This window comes from Pseudomonas sp. Pmew2 (genome assembly GCF_058129885.1).
This window is the reverse complement of record NZ_CM176702.1, coordinates 5,815,089-5,834,113: the sequence shown is the minus strand read 5'-3', so window position 1 is coordinate 5,834,113 and position 19,025 is coordinate 5,815,089. Positions and strand designations below refer to the sequence as shown.

Annotated in this window: 13 protein-coding genes; 4 read left to right on the top strand and 9 right to left on the bottom strand. The window is 56.4% G+C overall.

Annotated features, from left to right (window positions below):
* Positions 1-12: 12 nt before the first annotated feature.
* The 4 genes from dgcA to etfB all read left to right on the top strand — a co-directional run bounded on the left by dgcA (position 13) and on the right by etfB (position 6,158).
* Positions 13-2,073, top strand: a complete 2,061-nt coding sequence (gene dgcA, locus AC4ANK_RS26965) for a dimethylglycine demethylation protein DgcA (RefSeq protein ID WP_031598465.1) — start codon at positions 13-15, stop codon at positions 2,071-2,073.
* Positions 2,074-2,189: 116 nt separating this feature from the next.
* Positions 2,190-4,151 (top strand): dimethylglycine demethylation protein DgcB, encoded by a 1,962-nt coding sequence (gene dgcB, locus AC4ANK_RS26960; protein ID WP_460383751.1) that lies wholly within the window; start codon positions 2,190-2,192, stop codon positions 4,149-4,151.
* Positions 4,151-5,371, top strand: a complete 1,221-nt coding sequence (gene etfA, locus AC4ANK_RS26955) for an electron transfer flavoprotein subunit alpha (protein ID WP_002555663.1) — start codon at positions 4,151-4,153, stop codon at positions 5,369-5,371. The genes dgcB and etfA overlap by 1 nt, the downstream gene beginning before the upstream one ends.
* Positions 5,361-6,158 carry an electron transfer flavoprotein subunit beta gene (gene etfB, locus AC4ANK_RS26950; protein WP_002555662.1) on the top strand — a complete coding sequence of 266 codons (798 nt, stop codon included), beginning with the start codon at positions 5,361-5,363 and terminating at the stop codon, positions 6,156-6,158. The genes etfA and etfB overlap by 11 nt, the downstream gene beginning before the upstream one ends.
* Before the next feature lie 2 nt (positions 6,159-6,160).
* Here etfB and AC4ANK_RS26945 read toward each other — a convergent pair whose 3' ends face one another.
* The 9 genes from AC4ANK_RS26945 to gbca all read right to left on the bottom strand — a co-directional run bounded on the left by AC4ANK_RS26945 (position 6,161) and on the right by gbca (position 18,837).
* A complete protein-coding gene (locus AC4ANK_RS26945; protein WP_223216230.1) occupies positions 6,161-7,396 on the bottom strand; it encodes a PI-PLC domain-containing protein in 1,236 nt (411 codons plus the stop codon).
* On the bottom strand, positions 7,383-8,120 hold the full coding sequence (locus AC4ANK_RS26940) for a PI-PLC domain-containing protein (protein WP_002555660.1): 738 nt from the start codon (positions 8,118-8,120) through the stop codon (positions 7,383-7,385). The genes AC4ANK_RS26945 and AC4ANK_RS26940 overlap by 14 nt, the downstream gene beginning before the upstream one ends.
* 33 nt (positions 8,121-8,153) lie before the next feature.
* Positions 8,154-11,468, bottom strand: coding sequence for a hypothetical protein (locus tag AC4ANK_RS26935; protein ID WP_460414679.1), 3,315 nt, complete (start codon positions 11,466-11,468; stop codon positions 8,154-8,156).
* A 374-nt stretch (positions 11,469-11,842) separates the two neighbouring features.
* Complete coding sequence (locus AC4ANK_RS26930; protein WP_460383747.1) at positions 11,843-12,814, bottom strand: hypothetical protein; 972 nt, start codon at positions 12,812-12,814, stop codon at positions 11,843-11,845.
* Positions 12,799-13,548, bottom strand: coding sequence for an IS5 family transposase (locus tag AC4ANK_RS26925; RefSeq protein WP_460382697.1), 750 nt, complete (start codon positions 13,546-13,548; stop codon positions 12,799-12,801). The genes AC4ANK_RS26930 and AC4ANK_RS26925 overlap by 16 nt, the downstream gene beginning before the upstream one ends.
* Before the next feature lie 68 nt (positions 13,549-13,616).
* Positions 13,617-14,129, bottom strand: a complete 513-nt coding sequence (locus AC4ANK_RS26920; protein WP_460383745.1) for a hypothetical protein — start codon at positions 14,127-14,129, stop codon at positions 13,617-13,619.
* Between the two features lie 243 nt (positions 14,130-14,372).
* On the bottom strand, positions 14,373-14,576 hold the full coding sequence (locus tag AC4ANK_RS26915) for a hypothetical protein (protein ID WP_460383743.1): 204 nt from the start codon (positions 14,574-14,576) through the stop codon (positions 14,373-14,375).
* A 338-nt stretch (positions 14,577-14,914) separates the two neighbouring features.
* Positions 14,915-17,335: a fibronectin type III domain-containing protein gene (locus AC4ANK_RS26910; RefSeq protein ID WP_460383741.1), complete on the bottom strand. Its 2,421-nt coding sequence runs from the start codon at positions 17,333-17,335 to the stop codon at positions 14,915-14,917.
* Between the two features lie 203 nt (positions 17,336-17,538).
* A complete protein-coding gene (gbca, locus tag AC4ANK_RS26905; protein ID WP_002555658.1) occupies positions 17,539-18,837 on the bottom strand; it encodes a glycine betaine monooxygenase oxygenase subunit in 1,299 nt (432 codons plus the stop codon).
* Between the last annotated feature and the right edge of the window lie 188 nt (positions 18,838-19,025).

Below are 19,025 nucleotides of genomic sequence, written 5' to 3'. Positions count from 1 at the left end.
GAGGATCGCGTTATGGCTTTCGAAGCGATGTTCCAGCCGATCCAGATTGGCAAACTGACAATCCGTAACCGTGTGTTGAGTACCGCGCACGCTGAGGTTTATGCCACAGACGGCGGTATGACCACCGACCGGTATGTGAAGTACTACGAAGAGAAGGCCAAGGGCGGCATCGGTCTGGCCATCTGCGGCGGCTCATCAAGTGTCGCCATCGACAGCCCGCAAGGCTGGTGGAAATCGGTCAATCTGGCGACCGACAGAATCATCCCGCACTTCCAGAACCTCGCCGACGCCATGCACAAGCACGGCGCCAAGATCATGATCCAGATTACTCACATGGGCCGTCGCTCGCGCTGGGATGGTGATCACTGGCCGACCCTGATGTCGCCGTCAGGCATTCGCGAGCCGGTACACCGTGCGACTTGCAAGACCATTGAGCCGGAGGAGATCTGGCGAGTGATCGGCAACTACGCCAGCGCAGCGGCGCGTGCCAAGGCCGGTGGGCTGGACGGGGTCGAGTTGTCGGCGGTGCACCAGCACATGATCGACCAGTTCTGGAGCCCGCGGGTCAACAAGCGCACCGATGAATGGGGTGGCAGTTTCGAGAACCGCATGCGCTTCGGCCTGGAAGTGATCAAGGCGGTGCGCAAGGAGGTCGGCCCCGACTTTTGTGTGGGCCTGCGCATCTGTGGCGACGAGTTCCACCCCGATGGTCTCAGTCACGAGGACATGAAACAGATCGCCAAGTATTACGACGACACCGGCATGATCGATTTCATCGGCGTGGTGGGCTCGGGTTGCGACACCCACAACACCCTGGCCAACGTCATTCCGAACATGAGTTATCCACCGGAGCCGTTTTTGCACTTGGCGGCCGGGATCAAGGAAGTGGTCAAGGCCCCGGTGCTGCACGCGCAGAACATCAAGGACCCGAACCAGGCAACGCGAATTCTGGAAGGCGGCTATGTCGACATGGTCGGCATGACCCGCGCGCACATTGCCGACCCGCACCTGATCGCCAAGATCAAGATGGGCCAGATCGATCAGATCAAGCAATGCGTCGGTGCCAACTACTGCATCGACCGCCAGTATCAGGGGCTGGATGTGCTGTGCATTCAGAACGCTGCGACGTCCCGCGAATACATGGGCGTGCCGCACATCATCGAAAAATCAGCCGGGCCAAAACGCAAGGTCGTGGTGGTCGGTGCCGGTCCTGCCGGTATGGAAGCGGCTCGGGTATCTGCCGAGCGTGGCCATGACGTAACGCTGTTCGAGAAAAAGGAGTTCATCGGCGGGCAGATCACTACCGCGTCCAAGGCACCGCAGCGCGACCAGATTGCCGGTATTACGCGCTGGTTCCAGCTGGAGCTGGCGCGCTTGAAAGTAGATTTGCGTCTGGGTGTTGCGGCCGATGCAGCAACCATCCTCGACCTGCGCCCGGACATCGTGGTGCTGGCGGTCGGCGGTCACCCGTTTCTTGAGCAGAACGAACACTGGGGTGCGGCTGAAGGCCTGGTGGTCAGCAGTTGGGATGTGCTGGACGGCAAGGTGGCGCCCGGCAAGAACGTGCTGGTCTACGACACCATCTGCGAGTTCACCGGCATGTCGGTGGCCGACTATCTGGCCGACAAGGGCAGCCAGGTCGAAATCGTCACCGATGACATCAAGCCGGGCGTGGCAATTGGCGGAACCTCGTTCCCGACCTACTACCGCAGCATGTACCCCAAGGAAGTGATCATGACCGGCGACATGATGCTGGAAAAGGTCTATCGCGAGGGCGACAAGCTGGTGGCGGTGCTGGAGAACGAATACACCGGTGCCAGGGAAGAGCGAGTGGTCGATCAAGTGGTGGTGGAAAACGGCGTGCGTCCGGACGAAGCGATTTATTACGCGCTCAAGGAAGGCTCGCGCAACAAGGGCCAGATCGACATCGATGCGCTATTCGCCATTCAGCCACAGCCTTCATTGAGCCAGCCGGGCGACGGTTACCTGCTGTTCCGTATCGGCGACTGCGTGGCGCAGCGCAATACCCATGCAGCGATCTATGACGGCTTGCGCCTGTGCAAGGATTTTTGAGAACAGCTACAGGTTGCAAGCTTCAAGCTGCAAGTAGAAGCCTTTGCTCGGTACTTTTTCTTGAAGCTTGCAGCTTGAGGCTTCCAGCTTAAAGCTTGCATCTTGAGGGCAACGTGATGCTAGACACCCTTCTTCCCATCCTGCTGTTCAGCGCCCTGGCCCTTGCGGCGCTGGGTGCGTGGCGGCGGGTGAGCATGTGGCGCAACGGACGGCCCTCGAAAGTCGACTTGCTCGGCGGGCTGCTGGCCATGCCCAAGCGCTACATGGTTGACCTGCACCACGTAGTCGCACGCGATAAATACATCGCCAACACCCATGTTGCCACTGCAGGCGGGGCGGTTGCCTCAATCGTGCTGGCGATTCTGGTGCACGGCTTCGGCCTGCATAACCGCGTTCTTGGCTACGCGCTATTGCTAATGACGGCGGTGATGTTTGTCGGCGCGGTATTTGTCTATAAGCGTCGTCTCAATCCGCCCGCGCGTTTGTCGAAAGGGCCGTGGATGCGTCTGCCGAAAAGCCTCATGGCGTTTTCCGCGAGTTTCTTTCTGGTCACGCTGCCGGTGACGGGCATTCTTCCCGAGCATTTTGGTGGCTGGGTGCTCGTCGCTGTTCTCGGGCTGGGCGTGCTGTGGGGCGTAAGCGAACTGTTTTTCGGCATGACCTGGGGCGGGCCGATGAAGCACGCCTTCGCCGGGGCCCTGCACCTGGCCTGGCACCGGCGTGCCGAGCGCTTTGCTGGTGGTCGCTCCACGGGCCTGAAACCTTTGGACCTGAACGATCGAACCGCACCGCTGGGTGTGGAGAAACCTCAGGACTTCACCTGGAACCAACTGCTGGGCTTCGACGCCTGCGTGCAGTGCGGCAAGTGCGAAGCGGCCTGCCCGGCGTTTGCGGCAGGCCAGCCACTCAACCCGAAAAAGTTGATTCAGGACATGGTGGTCGGCCTTGCCGGTGGCACCGACGCAAAATTTGCGGGCAGTCCATATCCGTCGCTGGATGGCAAAGGCAAGCCGCTGGGCGAGCATGGCGGCAATCCGCATCAGCCCATCGTCAACGGGCTGGTGGACGCCGAAACGCTGTGGTCCTGCACCACGTGCCGAGCCTGCGTCGAAGAGTGCCCGATGATGATCGAGCACGTCGATGCCATCGTCGACATGCGCCGTCACCTGACCCTTGAAAAGGGCGCGACGCCAAACAAGGGTGCCGAGGTGCTGGATAACCTGATCGCCACCGATAACCCCGGCGGTTTTGCACCGGGTGGTCGGATGAACTGGGCAGCGGATCTGAACCTGAGTCTGCTCAGCGAGAGAAAGAGCGTGGACGTGCTGTTCTGGGTCGGCGATGGCGCGTTCGACATGCGCAATCAGCGCACGCTGCGCGCCTTTGTCAAAGTACTCAAAGCGGCCAGGATCGATTTCGCCGTGCTGGGCCTCGAAGAGCGCGACAGCGGTGACGTGGCACGGCGTCTGGGCGATGAGGCAACCTTTCAGGTACTTGCCCAACGCAACATTCAGACCCTGGCCAATTACAGCTTCAAGCGTATCGTGACCTGCGACCCACACAGTTTTCATGTGCTGAAAAACGAATATGGCGCTTTTGGCGGTGACTATCAGGTGCAGCATCACAGCACCTTCATGGCTGAACTGGTGCGCAATGGCGCATTGAGTCTGGGCCAGCACAAAGGTGCCAGCGTGACCTATCACGACCCGTGTTACCTGGGCCGTTATAACGGCGAGTACGAGGCCCCTCGTGACGTGCTGCGTGCGCTGGGTATAGAAATCAGGGAAATGCAGCGCTCGGGCTTTCGTTCCCGCTGCTGTGGCGGTGGTGGCGGCGCGCCGATCACCGATATCCCCGGCAAACAGCGAATTCCCGACATGCGCATGGACGACATTCGTGAAACCGCTGCCGAGGTGGTAGCAGTCGGTTGTCCACAGTGCACGGCCATGCTTGAAGGCGTGGTTGAACCACGCCCGCTGATCAAGGATATCGCCGAGCTGGTGGCCGATGCGCTGATTGAAGAAGTTATCCCCAGCCCGTCTGTTGCCAGCAAACGTGAACCCGCGGAGGTGTACTGATGAGCGACATTATCCGCCGCGACCCTCGTGCCGAGTGGATTGCTCGCAATCGACTGCACCCACTGCATGCGGCCATGCAGCCGGCGCTGAACAGCTGGATGGGACCAAACGGTTTGCTGCGCAAGAACGTGCATGGCCTGGGTTTTATCGGTCCCAACGGTATAAAGCGCATCGACCGTAGCGGCGCTCAGCAGGGTGGCGCGGTCAAGCGTTCGGCCGCTGCCGACGTGCAGTTGCCACTGCATGCCATCGTCGAGCCAGCGTTCTATATCACGGTGGTGCCCGATATGGTCGGCGGCCGCCTGAGCAGCCACGATCGCGACTTGCTGGGGCTGGCGCGTCAGCTTGCCGGAGCTGAAGGTGCCGTGCTGGCAGTGGTGTTCGGCGAACACAAGGAAACTGCGTTCGACGTTGCTGGCGTGGATCGGTTATTGATTATCGACGGTGCCGGGTTCGACGGTTATTCACCGGAACAGCGCGTGCAGGGTTTGCGAGCTGTGGATAACCAGTTCAACCCGCGCCACTGGCTGTTGCCGGACAGCCGTAGCGGCGGTGGCGAGCTGGGAAGACGTTTTGCCGCCAGTATCGGCGAGCGACCTGCAACGCGGGTCTGGCAGGTCAAGGACCAGCTGTGCATAAGTCGGGCAGGAGCCGGGCGCGAAGACCTGGTTCGGCCTTTGGCCCGTCTGATTCTGGCCGCCGTAGAGTGTGCCGAACCGGTGAGCGAAACCCGCCACGAGGTATTGGCGGTCGAGTTGTCCACAAGCGTGGCGCGCAGCCTGCCGCGTATAGAGGACCTGGGAGCGGTTGCCGTCGATCCCGGAGTTATCCCCATGGCTGAAGCCGAATTCATTCTGTCTGGCGGCAATGGTGTCAAAGACTGGGACCTGTTTCATCACGCCGCTTCGGTACTCGGGGCCACCGAAGGGGCGTCGCGGGTGGCGGTGGACGATGGTTTCATGGGCCGCGAGCGGCAGGTAGGCGCGAGTGGCACCTGGGTGACCGCAAGGGTGTATGTCGCCGTCGGTATTTCCGGGGCCATCCAGCATCTGCAGGGCATCGGCGCCTGCGACAAGGTCATTGCGATCAATCTGGATGCGGGGTGCGACATGGTCAAACGCGCTGATCTATCGGTCATCGGCGAGAGCGCCGAAGTGCTCACGGCGTTGATAGCCGCAGTGCAAGCCTGGCGCAGCGGAGGTAAGCGCGATGCAGCCTGAAGTGTCTGTGGATAAGCATGCGGTACAGATCATCAGTCTGGTGTCCATCGGGGCGCACCCGACATCGGGTCGTGCGCGCCGCGCCGAACAGGATGCGCGGGCCGTCGAGCTTGGCTTGCAGCTGGCTGGGGATAACTTGCAGGTACTGCACGCCGGCAATGCCGAAGAACCGGCACTGCGCGCTTACCTTGGCATGGGGCTCAACGAGCTGCATGTGCTGGAGCAACCCGAGGGCGCCGATGCGCTGGTCGCGTTGACTGACTACCTCCGCGATTCTGCCGCACAGGTGGTGCTGGCCGGCAGTCAGGCTGAAACCGGTGAAGGGTCGGGCATGCTGCCTTTTCTGTTGGCTGAAAGGCTGGGCTGGCCACTGGTGACCGGTCTGGCTGAGGTCGAGTCGCTGAACAACGGTACCGCAGTGGTGTTGCAGGCTCTGCCTCGCGGCCAGCGTCGTCGGCTGAAGGTCCGCCTGCCGTTTCTGGCCACTGTGGATAACGCGGCTCCCAAACCTCGACAGAGCGCATTCGGGCCCGCACAGCGTGGCACGCTGGACACCGAAAGAGTTCAGGTCGTTGCCGATGAGTTATTGACCAACCAAGCGCTGCAGCCAGCCAGACCGCGGCCCAAACGCCTGAAAGTGATCAAGGCCAAGAGCGGCGCTGATCGCATGAAAGCCGCCACTGCCAAGGCCAGCGGCGGCGCAGGCCAAGTGCTGAAGGGGCTGCGCCCGGAAGAGGGCGCAGCCGCGATTCTGAAGCTGTTGATCGATGAGGGCGTCGTAAAGTAAGGCTATGGTCTGGTGCTGCCCTCTTTGATGGGCGGTTTGCCTTTCTGCTCGGAGAGAGGCTGGAAGTAGGCATAGGAAATGCTCCCGTCCAGACCACCGCCATTACTGACCTCGACTTTTACATCCGCGTTTTCGTAACTGCGGTTGAAACTCGAAATCGTGATGGGTAGCAAGATGGCTCGTTTGAACGTTACGCCTGTACGGCCTTGGCCAAAACTTCCGTCCGGCTTGCCGGTAACCGAGAACCTCGATCCCTTACCGGCCTTGAGTATTTTGGCAGAGCGTATTTCATCGTTGTCGCAGCCATAGCTGTTATTGCCACTGCCCATTTTGAATTGTCTGTCCGCATTGAAGGGCACCGTGCAGACAATATTCTGTGTTGCCCCATTGCCTTCATAGAACACAATGCTTGCGTCGCTTATGTCGTTATCGTCTGCTTTGTTAAGCACTTTTATTCGTGAAACCTTACCGTCAAGCCCATTATTATGAGAGGCGACCTTGCAGTAGTAGAACGTATCGGCCGAGCCCTCGAATGAATCGATTCGCACCCTTTTGCCCATGGGAATCGATTGCTTGACGTCTATCAGTGTGAAGTCATCCTGCTTATCTGCGTCGGGGTTGTCGTACAGTTCTATACGCGTGCCCGCTCGAACACCCTCAAGTTCCATTGACCGGAGTTCGTCGTTCTCACACCCGCGTGAGGCAAGCTTCATGTCATATTGAACGCCGCTGGTGCCCCCACCCTGATTCACCGGCAATACGCAGGAGGTGTCCCCCGCACGGTTGGCCCGGTTGTCTTCGTAGAAATAGAGACCGCCTTGAGAAAGCGCCGCAGCATAGGGCAGCGCGTCACCCACCTGGTTGAAGTCAATGCCCAGGTAGTTGGGTTTGCGCCAACCGGTCGCTTCGCCGCAATAGTTTTCCACCCGGCGCTGCAACCAGGTCAGGTTGTTGTCCATGTTTCCTGCATGCAGCGTAGTACTGCCCCAGGCATGGAATTGATTAAGAACGAATAGCCGCGGCAAACCACCGTCACGGGTGCGCAATGAAAGGTCCATGTAGCTGTAGCGTCTTTTGCATTGCCAGTCATGAACCAGCGAAGTTATACCCAGGTTGTAGGAGTTCTCAACTTGCGTGTTGGGTGCCCAAAGAACCTCGGCCTGTTTGCCGGCCAGCGTGTACTTCTGCGCCGCTGACCCGTTCGATAACATGACGAGGCGTTTGTTACTGTCGATCATTTCCCCGAACCGTTGGCCAGCTTTGTCCGTTGGACACATGGCTGTAATCCGCTATTTCCGGCACTTCTTCCAGCACCGGGAGCAGTTCGGCTGGGCTCAGCGTCGATTCGAAAAGCATGGAAATGACGGCATTTCGATCTTTCTTCATGTAGGCAATAAACTCTCTTAGCACGTCGCTTAACAAGGGCGCGTCCCTCCAGCATGCACCGATCGCCGGCAGATGGCATACCCGAACCCGTTTTTGCCCGTTGTCATCGCCCACATCCATGTGGATATCCAGCATGAACCCCCTTATACCGCGTTCCAGTTGTGGAGTAATGGCGTCCAGATAAGCATTGTGCGCAGTGACCCACGTGTACTGATCGAAGGTCTTGGTGAAGTCATTGATGCCCGGCGCTGCATACGCATCCTTGTTGACCCTGATCCAGTGGGCGTCTTCTGTTTCTGAGGTCGGGTAATACCAGTAATGCGCGGCTGCGTTACCGGAAAATTTCGAGCGGTAAAAAGTAATGTTATTCAGCGAGTGAATGGCGCCGGGGTACGTAGGTTCGTCCCATTCCTTCGGATCCTGCCATGTTCCTGCATGCTTGCCAGCATAGGTCCAGTAACTGTTGTCTGCAGCACCCGCAGGGTAATACCAGTTGTGTCTGGCCGGGCTGCCTTCCTTCAAGGCCTTGAAGAACCGTGTTTGGCCATTTTCATCGTAACGATGAATTTCCCCCACACGCGTAAATTCGTTCCATGTTTTGGGATCGGCTTAGTTACCTTCATTTTTGTAGAGATATGTCCAGTCTGACGTGCTGTATTCCGAGGTTGGAAAGTACCGGCCCGCTTCGGACGGACGACCCTCTTTTTCTGCACGGAACAACAACCGTTCGCCGTGGTAGTCGTAGCTGTAGATATCATCCGGGTAGGCGTAGTCGTTCCAGGTATTGGGCACTTCGAACGTACCTCGTCCCTTGCGGAAGAACTCCCACCATGTAGAGCTCTTGTCGGCAACAGGGTCGCCTTTAGCGGGCTGCTCCTTGGGGTAGTCGTTCTTGCCTGTGAACTTCGACCTGAACAACATGCTTTGATAGTCGATGGTTGTCTGATGGACAAGGCCATTCTGCGTCCAGTCAGCCAGGCTTTTGGGCTGATCGCGTGTTCCAGTGAGGTGCGTGACCTGAAGAAACTTCCAGGCTGGCGACTTTTCGACGAGAGCCGGAGGCTTCTTCTCTTCGTCCGCATCAAGTGGCGCGTTCGGAGGCTGGCTCCATTTGTCCTGCTCAGGTATACCCTCCTTGTCGGAGTTCACGCTAAACAACAAGCGCATTCCGCTGACATTGCGCACATGAACGGCGCCACGCCAGCTGACTTCGTTCCACTCTTTAGGGTTATCGACGGTGCCGGCGTGCCTGGAGATGCCATAGAAAACCCAGTTTTCGTTGTCCTGTTGATCGGCGGGGGTTGGCCAGTCATTCAATGAAGGAACACCGCTGTTTTTCGCGATGAAATAATGATCACCATCCTCGTACGTGGTTTTTACATAGTCGCCTGGTATGACGGGCTCGTTCTCATTCTTGGGATCGCTGATAGTGCCGTCGTGTCTTGCGGTCGCTACGTAGAGGAAATGTTCAGTGCTACTGTCGTCTGGGGGATAGGCCCAGTTCTGCTGGTTGGGTATTCCAGCGCGTCTGGCTTTGAAATAGAGCCGTATGCCGTCTTTTTCTACGCGATGAATCGCTCCCCTCCACGTAACTTCGTCAGGTACATGAGGGTCGGCAAAAGTGCCTGCATGCGACGTCGTGCCGTAATAGGCCCACTGTTCGGTGCTGCTTTCATCTGTGGGGTAGTACCAGTTATGTGTTGAAGGTGTCCCTGTCATCTGTGCACGGAAGTAGAGTGTTTTGCCATCATACTCATAGCGATGCAGACGTCCGGGCCACGTGTATTCATCCCACTCCTTGGGATCGTTTTCGGTTCCGGAGTGCCTGCTGACGCCCAGAAAGTGCCAGGAGTCGTTATCAGTGGGGGTCTTTGGCCGTTCGCCTACATCAACGTTCATTTCGCCGGATTTTTTGGCTTCAAACATAAATCGCGTTTCCCGGTCCAGATGGATGGCACCCGCCCAGGTTGGCTGGTCGAAATATTTGGGACTGTTCAGCGTGCCTTGGTAAATCGAAAAGCCAACATGATCAAAGTTGTTTTCGTTCCCATAGCCCTCTGGATCATCCGCCACATGCCCCCAGATTTTCGATCTGAAGAACCATCGGGTAAAACTTTCGCCAATACCGGTGGGGATTTTCACCACGTGTAGCGCGCCTGGCCAGGTTGCATCGGATTCAGGTTTCGGATCGAGCCAACTGCCCGCGTGAATACCCATGTCCAGGTAAGACCATTGCTGGTTGCTGTCAGGCGGTGTCGGATAGTGCCATCCTCCCTGACCGGGAACGCCATCGATGAGAGACCTTGCGAAGTAAACCTTTCCATCAACTTCAAAGCGGTGAATCGCGCCAGGCCAAGTGATTTCGTAAGCGTCCTTGGGTGATTGCAAGGTGCCTGCAAGCGCACTTTTACCCACATAAAACCAGTCTTCATTGCTTTGCTGTGAGTCAGGCAGCGGATGCCCGGTACTGAAAACACCGGCAAAACGAGCCTGGTAATACTTGTCCGTGGTGTGGATGACCCGGACAGTCTCGCCTGGCCTGATCATCTCCCCGGCCTGCACTGGATCAGTCAATGTGCCTTGATGAGAGGCTTGGCCCACGAACTCCCACCAGGCGTTGCCGGCTGCTTGCAGCGGAAGCGGGTGATCGATGCCGATGACAGCTAGATTGCCTGCAATCTTCGAGCGGTAATAATGCCTGGTGTTTTCGACCTGGCGCATATGAATCGCTCCCGTCCAGGTCACTTCCTGCTGATCCTTGGGATTGATGATATCGCCCGAATGCCTGGATTCTCCGACTACTGTCCAGTAATCATTTTCTCCGTTCAGAGGAATCGGCCAGTCGTGCTCGGCAAGCAGTCCATCGACTTTGGAGAGCAGATACAGAGTACGGTCTCTGGCTTGCATCGCGTGGATGCTGCCGGGCGAGGTAAATCCTGAGGAGCCTTTCGGATCGGCCCAGGTACCCTCGGGAACGTTTGTGCCCAAATACTGCCAGTGCTCGTTGTCGGTTCCAGGTACGGGATAACTCCAGTCATTGGCTTGAGGAATGCCCTGTGCGAGAGAGCGGTAATAGACGTGTTGACCTTCAACGGTAATGGCGTGAATCAGCCCCTGGCTGGTCATTTCGTCGAAGTCTTTCGGATCGGCGAACGTGCCTTTGTGCCGGACCACGCCCATCACTTTCCAATACTCTGTATCGCCCGCAGTCGGGAGAGGCCAATGGTCGGCGGTCGGGTTTCCGGACTGCTGAGCTATGTAAAACTGGCGCCGGCCTGATGAGCTGTACTCGTGAACAGCGCCAACCCAGGTCTGGCCGCTCATTGATTTGGGGTCGGCGTAAGTGCCAGCCTGATCGGAGGTAAACATGAACTCCCAGAAGTCTGTACTTGCGGGCTGTTGCGGGTAAGGTGTTTGCGAAGTGGGCTTTCCGCTGATTTTCGATTTGAGAAACACCCGTTGACCATCGATGGTTGCTACGTGTATCGCATCTGGCCAGGTAGGATCGGTAAAGGGTTTTGGGTCCGAGAAGGTGCCGGCATGTTCTCCGGCGTACTCATAGAACGCGTTGGATTCGTCGCCTGAGGGATATACAGCACCTACATCCTGAGCAAATCCGGAAAATCTGGAGCGGAAAAGTTTTTGACGCGTCAGGCCAAGCTGGTCGGCAAAGATTGCGCCGGGCGTGTTGATGTCGTTACGTTCGCGCGGCGTTTCGGCTGTGCCGCCGTTGAGTGAGGTCACGTAGCTCCACTGATCATCGCTTGTTTCGCCCACCGGATAAATCCACCCCCCTGCATCCGGTTGAGCCTGCTGCCTGGCCGCAAAAATGATGTGCTGATCTTCATCCAGGTGCAGTGCGCCAGGCCATGTGGTGTCATCACGGTCTTTGAGGTCGTCTGCCGTGCCGGCATGTTTGAACACCGTGACGAACTCCCAGTGTGTGTTACTGGCGAGATCATTCGGGTAGGGCGTCGTTGCGGAGGGCATGCCGTCGAACAGTGAGCGCAGTACTACACGCTGACCCTTGATCGAGGCCTCATGCAGTGCGCCGATCCGGGTGAAGTCATCGAAGGGCTTGAAGTCACTCCATGTGCCTGCGTGCCTGCCTGCATAGACCCAGTAAGGATCGGCGATGCCTACAGTCGAGAAGCTGTCGAGATCGTTGGCGGGGTAGCCTTCGTAATTGGAAACATAGAACGTGCGCGCGCCTGGAACAGTGCCATCCACGTAGACCGAACCTGCCTGGCTGTAGTCAGCGAACTGCCTCGGCGCTTCGAAAGTGCCTAACGGTTGTATCACTGGAATATATGACCAGTGTTCATTGCTTTCTGGTGTGGTTGGCAGCGGCCAGTCCTGCTCGGAGGGAAAGCCCTCTGCAGCGATACGAAATAAACGGGAGTGCCGTCGATCAGCGTTTTATGCACCGCGCCGGGCCAGGTAAATTCCTGTTGGGTCTTGGGGTCGGCCACTGTTCCTGCATGGAGAGAAGTCCCCAACGAATGGAACTCGTCGGTCTGGCTGTAATCCCAACCGGTTGCCGGCGCGGTCCAGGATGTCAGCGCACGATACAGCGCTTTCCCCTGGCTCTGCGGCGCTGAATGGATAGCGCCGACCCAGGTCTCGGTGTCCAGATCAGTTCTGGGGTCCCACCAGGTTCCGGCGTTCTGGGTGATGCTGCGCACTCCCCAATAAGTGGTATTGGCAGGCCAGGTTGGGTAAGGCTGTTCAACTGCCCCCGCGAAGTGCGCCGCGAATGAAACCCACTTGCCCTGCAGTTTGGCGCGATGCAGTTTGTCGAGCGCCGTGTTTTCTCCGAAGGCTTTCGGATCTGTATATGAGCCTTCATGTGCGCCGCGATAGTCCCAGTTGTGATTGCTCTGCGCGTCATTGGGGAACTCTGCATTCAGAAGGGGCGCAAACCCGATAAATGTGGATGCGCAGTAGTGACTGCGTAGCGGGCTCAGCGGGTTGCGATAATAAGAGCCCTTCGACGTGCTCATGTCGGTCCAGGGTTTGGGGAGGGTGACCCCTATGCCTGACAGGGTTCCCGCAAACTTCCAGTACCCAGCGCCTTGCTCTGTGCCGGGTGCAGGCCAAGCATCAACACTTGGGCGTCCGGTGTGCTGTGCCAGATAAACGGTTTTGGTGTGCTCGAAATATACGAAGACGCCAGGCCATACCAGATCCTGATCGGTTTTCATGGCTTCAGGTGTTCCGGATTTATCAAAAAAGCCTAGGGTCTGTTCCCGTTTCACATTGGCAGCCACAGAAAAGCGCAGGCCATTGCTATGACGCTTTCATAGTTTCTCTTGAGTTTGTCGAACCGAGAAGCCGCCGCCCGGAAATGCTTCAACCGGGCAAAGGCGTTTTCTACGAGATGTCGATTGCGATATAACCCTTTGTCCAGATCTGCGTTCCCTTTCAGAGAATTGCGCTTTCGTGGAATCACCACTTTGCTGCCTTGCTGCTCGACCTGAGCGCGTATCGCTTCAGTGTCGTAGCCCTTGTCCGCAATGATCACTTCTGCATTGGGCATCTTGGCAATCAACGAGGCCGCCTGCGAACAATCATTGGTCTGGCCTCCGGTCACGTCAAATGCAATGGGCAGCCCACAAGCGTCTACAGCCAGGTGAATCTTGCTGGTGTTACCGGCTCGGCTTTTTCCGATGGCCTGGTCCTGCGTGCTGGCAGCACCTGCACTGTGCTGATGAGCCTTTACATAACTGCCATCAATGAAAACCCACTCCATGTCAGGATCGGTCATCAGCACCTCAAGCACCTTGACCCACTTGCCTGAAGCAGACCAGGCATTGAACCGCTTGTAGACCTTGCTCCAGTTTCCAAACGCTTTCGGCAGGTCTCGCCAAGGGCAACCCACACGCATGCGGTACAGCATGCCTTCAACCGTGGTGCGCAAATCTCGCTTGTTGTAGATCGATTCGTGCAGCAAAATTTCTCGAAGCTTCGGCCAGTGCTCATCACTGAGCATTAATCGGGGCATTGCAGGCTCGTATTGGTGTTGTGTGAGAACTCCAACAATACGGGCCTGTTCTCATAGAGATCAATGGGTTACGTCGAAACGGGAACAGACCCTAGGAAGTCCCAGAAATCATTGCTCTGTGCTGTGGTGGGATAGGGTGTTTCGGCGCTTGGCGTGCCGTCCACTTTCGAGCTTAACAAAGCCTTTTTGTTATCAATCAGGCCCATGTGCAGGGCACCCACACGGGTAGGCTCATCGAACGACTTGAGGTCCGGCCCCAGACCTGAATGCTGGCCGGCGTAGGTCCAGAATTCGGTTGAACGTGGCGTATCGGGAAAAGCCGGATCAGCCTGATCAGGCTGGCTGTCGAACACAGCGGTATAGAACACGTTGCCTTGCTCGGTCAGGTCGAGGAATACCGCGCCTTTGAAAGCTGGTTCTCCTGCCAGCCGTGGCTGCTCGAAAGTGCCCGCGTTCACTTCTTCACCGACTGCCCGGACGGGAACAGTCGAGGCCGATGGAGATGATTCAGAAGGGCTCACGCCAGGGGCCGCAGTGACCAGCCAGGCCAACAGAAGGCCGCTGGCAAATGCCACCGACATTACAATCCTTTGATATTTTTTCACGGCACACCCGAGTCCATTCACAGTGAGTTGGCAATGCATTGAATAAATCCTATACGCGGAGCAAGCGCTGAGGTACCTATCAAACCTGACAGGTCTGTGCATAACGGCTTTGCAGGACGACTTACACACAATCCCTGTGCGTGCGCCTGTGGATAATGTGTTCGTGAACGTCTGAAGGGCTTTTAGAACGTGGCTTTCGGAGTGGTGTTCAAAAAACGATCAATCTAACTCTTTATTTTCATTGCATTTTTTTGTGGATAAATGCGCACTGCCATCTGCCAGCCACTGGGTATGCCCACAATCTCTGTGCGCGTGCTTGTGGGCAAGTTGTTTGTGATTACCTGCAAGCCTTGTAAATAAAGGCTTTGGAGGTTTTGTATGAAAAATGATCAAAGCAGGGTTTTGCGTGCAGCGTTGGTCCATTCGGGTGGTTTTTCAGCTATTTTATACATTGTCCACAGCAGGCCGGGTGATTCGGACGAAGTTGTACCCAAAGTCTGTTGGCGCTTCTGTGGATAAGGTGTTCGCGCTCCTCTGTAAACCCAGTGAAACTGTGGGCTACAAGGTTTTGAGCAAAAAATGTACAGGTGCAATGTTTGCAAGGTGATCTGGATAAGTGATTGTTATCCATTACATTCCTGCGTCAGCGCAACGACTCACCCACATGAACGCTTTGAAGGCTGTGTGGATAAGTCATTTCGTCGCTATATTTTCAAGCCCGTCTCATCGGCTATGGCAGCAGGTACCTGACGTCACGAGGATTACTGCCATTTTTTCGGCAAACCGGGATAAAGTTTGCCGCCTGCTTGCTCCACCCAAAGCGCCCACAACGTTGGTGCACTACCTGGCTTCCAGTCTATTTGTGAGGTGTGAGGATTGAGACAGATATAGGTGTCGCCGCCATACGTCACTTTATCCCCCTCCAAATAGGATTGAGCTGTTTTCCACTCAGGAATCGCTGCGCTGGTCGAAGCTTGTACAACATTGCTTGGGCCAGACAGGTTTTTCTCTGTATCGAGCGCGCCGGCAAGACACTGATACTTTTTAGCCGCTGTTAGTCCTTCCACAGTGTACTTGAGTGTTGTGGCGTCGAGACTCACTGTCTCCCCGCCAAAGGTTATGAGGCGGTAGGACGCGACACCCAGTGCACTGAAAGACGCGTCCCACTCTAATGAAACACTGGTCATTGTTGCAGCGGTCTGGCGTAAGTTGCCTGGTGGCGTAGGGCGATCGTCAGAGGGCTCGGACTTTGTAGTGACCAAGAGCGTTTCAGAGCGCTCAGAGCTGTTTCCCACGCTGTCAATTGCCTGGATCTGATAACCATAAAGACGGCTGTGCAAGACACTTGTGTCAGTAAAGGGTGCGCTTCCAACGCGCTGTAAAAAAACATTATCCCTGAAGAGGTCATATTGGACGTGAGCAACTTTCGCCTTGCTCCAGTCGAGCGTTACCGACGTTGTGGTCTGTTCGGTGGATTTGAAGTCGAGAGGCAGTGACGGGTTACCGGGAGCAGGTGTTTCGCCAGCAGTCTTGACCTTTAATACATTACTGACCTCTGACCACTGAAGTTCGGTATCTTGTGCAACGACGTAGTATTCATACTGAGTATCGGCAGTGACGTCGCTATCGGTATACGCGGTCGTTACGCTTGCGATCGTTTGAAAAGGCCAACCATTGCGGCCAATTTGATACCTGACGATTTGGCTATCGCTGGTAGACGGTGTCCACGTTAGCGACACACTGCTCTGGGTGACGTCTGCGAGGCTCAATACAGGTGTCGTCGGTTTTGCATCGCCTCCGCCTTCACTCTGTGTACGCACGGTGAGCGCGGCCGAGAATTCGGATGTGTTGCCTATGACATCAATTGCACGCACCTGGTAACTGTAAGCAGTACCGGGCTGAAGGCCGGTATTGTTATAAACAGGGTTGTCTACAAGAAAGGAGTCCGCACCGTTACGACGCAATTCATATTGCAAGACCGGTTGCGGGCCTTCCGAGAGCGACCAGTTCAGTTTCACCGACGTTGCAGTTTTTTCGGTTGATCTGAGATCAGCAGGTACTGATGGTTTTTCCGGTACAGGTGTTTCGCCTCCGGTGAGATAACCGTAGCGGTTCACGAACTCCCAGTTGTACTCCTCGCCGCTTTTGTTCTTGCCGGCATCCCAGTTGACTGACCAGGTCATCAGCCCGCGAATCGGATTGCCGACTTTTCTCAAGTCGTCCAATGCATCTATAGCATCCTGCGGGTTTACCACATAACCGGTAGCGGCTGCGTCGTTATTGGTGGGTAAGCCAATGGCCAGTCTATCGGCGGGAATTGTTGTGAAGCCACGTGTACCGTGGATCAGGCTATCAGTCAGGTAGTAGAGAAAATCTTTCTTGTGAGCATCGTTGTTTTGAGTGACCCACAGGCCGCTGCCATTATTGGCTTCATCGACCCATAAGCCATCGCCGCCCTGGTTGTAGTACTGGGGCGCAATAAAGTCATAGATGTCTTCCAGAGCGTTGATGTAGGCCAGGTAAGCGCCGCCGCTTCTCAACGATTCCAGGAACGTCACGACGTCTTTTAGAAACGGAAAGTACGTAGTGATTTCTTTCAATAAAGGAAGTTTTTTGCTGACTCTAAGGTAAGGAAATTCCGGGGCCATGCTGATGATGAAGTGCTTCCCTTCTGTCTCGTAATACTCGCGCACCATCCTCAACGCAGCGGGTAATACGGTCTGGTTATCGGCAAAGGTAATAGCAGCTTGTTCAAGGTCGATATCCAGGCCGTCAAAGCCATAGGTTTCAACCAGACGAATAATTTCATAGGCCAGTGCATCTTCCTGACCGGCATGCAACTCAATATGCGCGTCAGCCCCGCCAAGAGAAATCAGCACTGCACGGCCTTGTGCATTCAGTGCTGCCACCTGAGCGCGAAACGCATCATCACTCAGGTTATAAGGTTTGAAGGTGGGAATGCCGGCACCTTTCATAAAGGCCACTGCCACAACGTTATACGCTTCGGGTATGTCGGTCAGCGCCATCTCTTTGAAGAGGCCTTGCTGGTAACCTTGATCGGGTTCGGAAGGCCAGTTATGCCAGAACCCCATGAGAATATTTTTGCCCCTTATATCCGGCATGGCCGAGGCGGCATCGGTTGTTTTGTTTTTATATTGATCAATGATTTTTGGGTTGAGCATAGTCCGTGTCTCCTTCCGTTGGATTGACTTCCACGAGAGTTGATCACGAGAGGGGTTTTCAGGTAACTGTCAGAAATGACGGTATCGGCGGAGGAGTTGTTGTGCGGGGGAAACGGGAAATTCGTCAGTCGACGATCGTTTGAGCAGGCTCACCTCGCTGAAGAGTGAGCCGTACTCAGTATTGCCAAGGGCAGGTGTGCCCTCTACTCGTGATTCACCGCCACGCCCTTCAGATAGGGTGCTGGCTCTGCCCCGAGGTTTTCCAGCATACGCGAGCTGTACCAGTCGACGAAGTTGACCACGCCGAACTCATAAGTTTTCGAATAAGGCCCGGGTTGATAGGCGGTAGAGTTAATGCCGCGCTGGTTTTCTTCGGCAAGACGGCGGTCCTGATCATTGGTGGCATCCCAGACCTGGCGCATGCGTTCCACGTCATAGTCAACGCCTTCGACTGCATCCTTGTGGACAATCCACTTGGTGGTGACCATGGTTTCCTGTGCACTTATCGGCCACACCGTGAATACGATGATGTGATCGCCCATGCAGTGGTTCCAGGAGTGCGGCAAATGCAGAATACGCATCGAGCCCAGGTCCGGGTTCTGGATGCGGCCCATCAGCTTTTTGCAGCCGACCTTGCCGTCCAGGGTCATCGACACCGTGCCTTTGAGCAGCGGCATGCGCACGATACGGTTACGCAGGCCGAAACTGGCGTGGGCGTAGGGGATTTTCTCGGCGTCCCACGCAGCAGCAGATGCGGCCACGTGATCCTTGAAGGCCTGATCGGCGCGCGGGTCTGTGACATCGTCCCATTCCAGCAGGGTTTTGAGCAGCTCAGGGTGCGAGCCACCGCAGTGATAGCACTCGCGGTTGTTCTCCAGCACCAGCTTCCAGTTGGCCTTTTCCATCAAGGTGGTTTGCACCGCCACCTTGGTGTTCTCCATATCATAGGGTTCCATGTAGTGCCGCAGCGTCGACAGGAACTCGTCGATGGCAGGCGGGTTCTCCGCCAGGCTGATGAAAATGTAACCGCCTGCGGTCTTGACGTGCACCGGCTTGAGGCCGAACTGCTTCATGTCGAAGTCGTCGCCCATTTCAGTGCCCGCATACAGCAGGCGGCCATCCAGCTCGTAGGTCCACTGGTGATAGTGGCAAACCAGTTTGGCGACTTTTCCTTTCTCGGCAGTGCACAGGCGCGAGCCGCGATGGCGGCATACGTTGTGGAACGCGTTGACTGCGCCGTCCGGACCACGCACCACCAGGATCGGGTTCTTGCCGATCTGCAGCGTCAGGTAATTGCCCTTGGTCGGGATCTCGCACGTCATCCCGGCAATCAGCCACTCCTTGTGAAAGATTTCCTGCATGTCGATTTCAAACAGTCGGTCATCACTGTAAAAAGGCTGCGGCAGCGAGTAGGTGCGCTCGCGATTCTGCAGCATCTCGGCAGTGGCCTTGCGTGCAGGTTCCAGCGGATCGCCCAGGCTCAAGGTTGCGGTGACGTCCATCGATTAAATCCCTCATGACCGCGGCATGGGCGGCCTGCGAATGTGGCTGATACGGGTGTGATCGCGTTGCACGCATGACGATAGATCAGTCAATCATGCTCATGACCCTTGATGGCGAGTGTGGAGCCGGGCGCTGAGTGAACCTTATCCATGGGCGACATGGCCGCATCCGTTCCCGACGCGACAGG

Coding starts and splice junctions, on each gene's coding strand:
- dgcA (WP_031598465.1), top strand. CDS start 13: ATGGCTTTCGAAGCGATGTTCCAGCCGATCCAGATTGGCAAACTGACA.
- dgcB (WP_460383751.1), top strand. CDS start 2,190: ATGCTAGACACCCTTCTTCCCATCCTGCTGTTCAGCGCCCTGGCCCTT.
- etfA (WP_002555663.1), top strand. CDS start 4,151: ATGAGCGACATTATCCGCCGCGACCCTCGTGCCGAGTGGATTGCTCGC.
- etfB (WP_002555662.1), top strand. CDS start 5,361: ATGCAGCCTGAAGTGTCTGTGGATAAGCATGCGGTACAGATCATCAGT.
- AC4ANK_RS26945 (WP_223216230.1), bottom strand. CDS start 7,396: ATGATCGACAGTAACAAACGCCTCGTCATGTTATCGAACGGGTCAGCG.
- AC4ANK_RS26925 (WP_460382697.1), bottom strand. CDS start 13,548: ATGCCCCGATTAATGCTCAGTGATGAGCACTGGCCGAAGCTTCGAGAA.
- AC4ANK_RS26920 (WP_460383745.1), bottom strand. CDS start 14,129: ATGTCGGTGGCATTTGCCAGCGGCCTTCTGTTGGCCTGGCTGGTCACT.
- AC4ANK_RS26915 (WP_460383743.1), bottom strand. CDS start 14,576: ATGGACCAACGCTGCACGCAAAACCCTGCTTTGATCATTTTTCATACA.
- AC4ANK_RS26910 (WP_460383741.1), bottom strand. CDS start 17,335: ATGCTCAACCCAAAAATCATTGATCAATATAAAAACAAAACAACCGAT.
- gbca (WP_002555658.1), bottom strand. CDS start 18,837: ATGGACGTCACCGCAACCTTGAGCCTGGGCGATCCGCTGGAACCTGCA.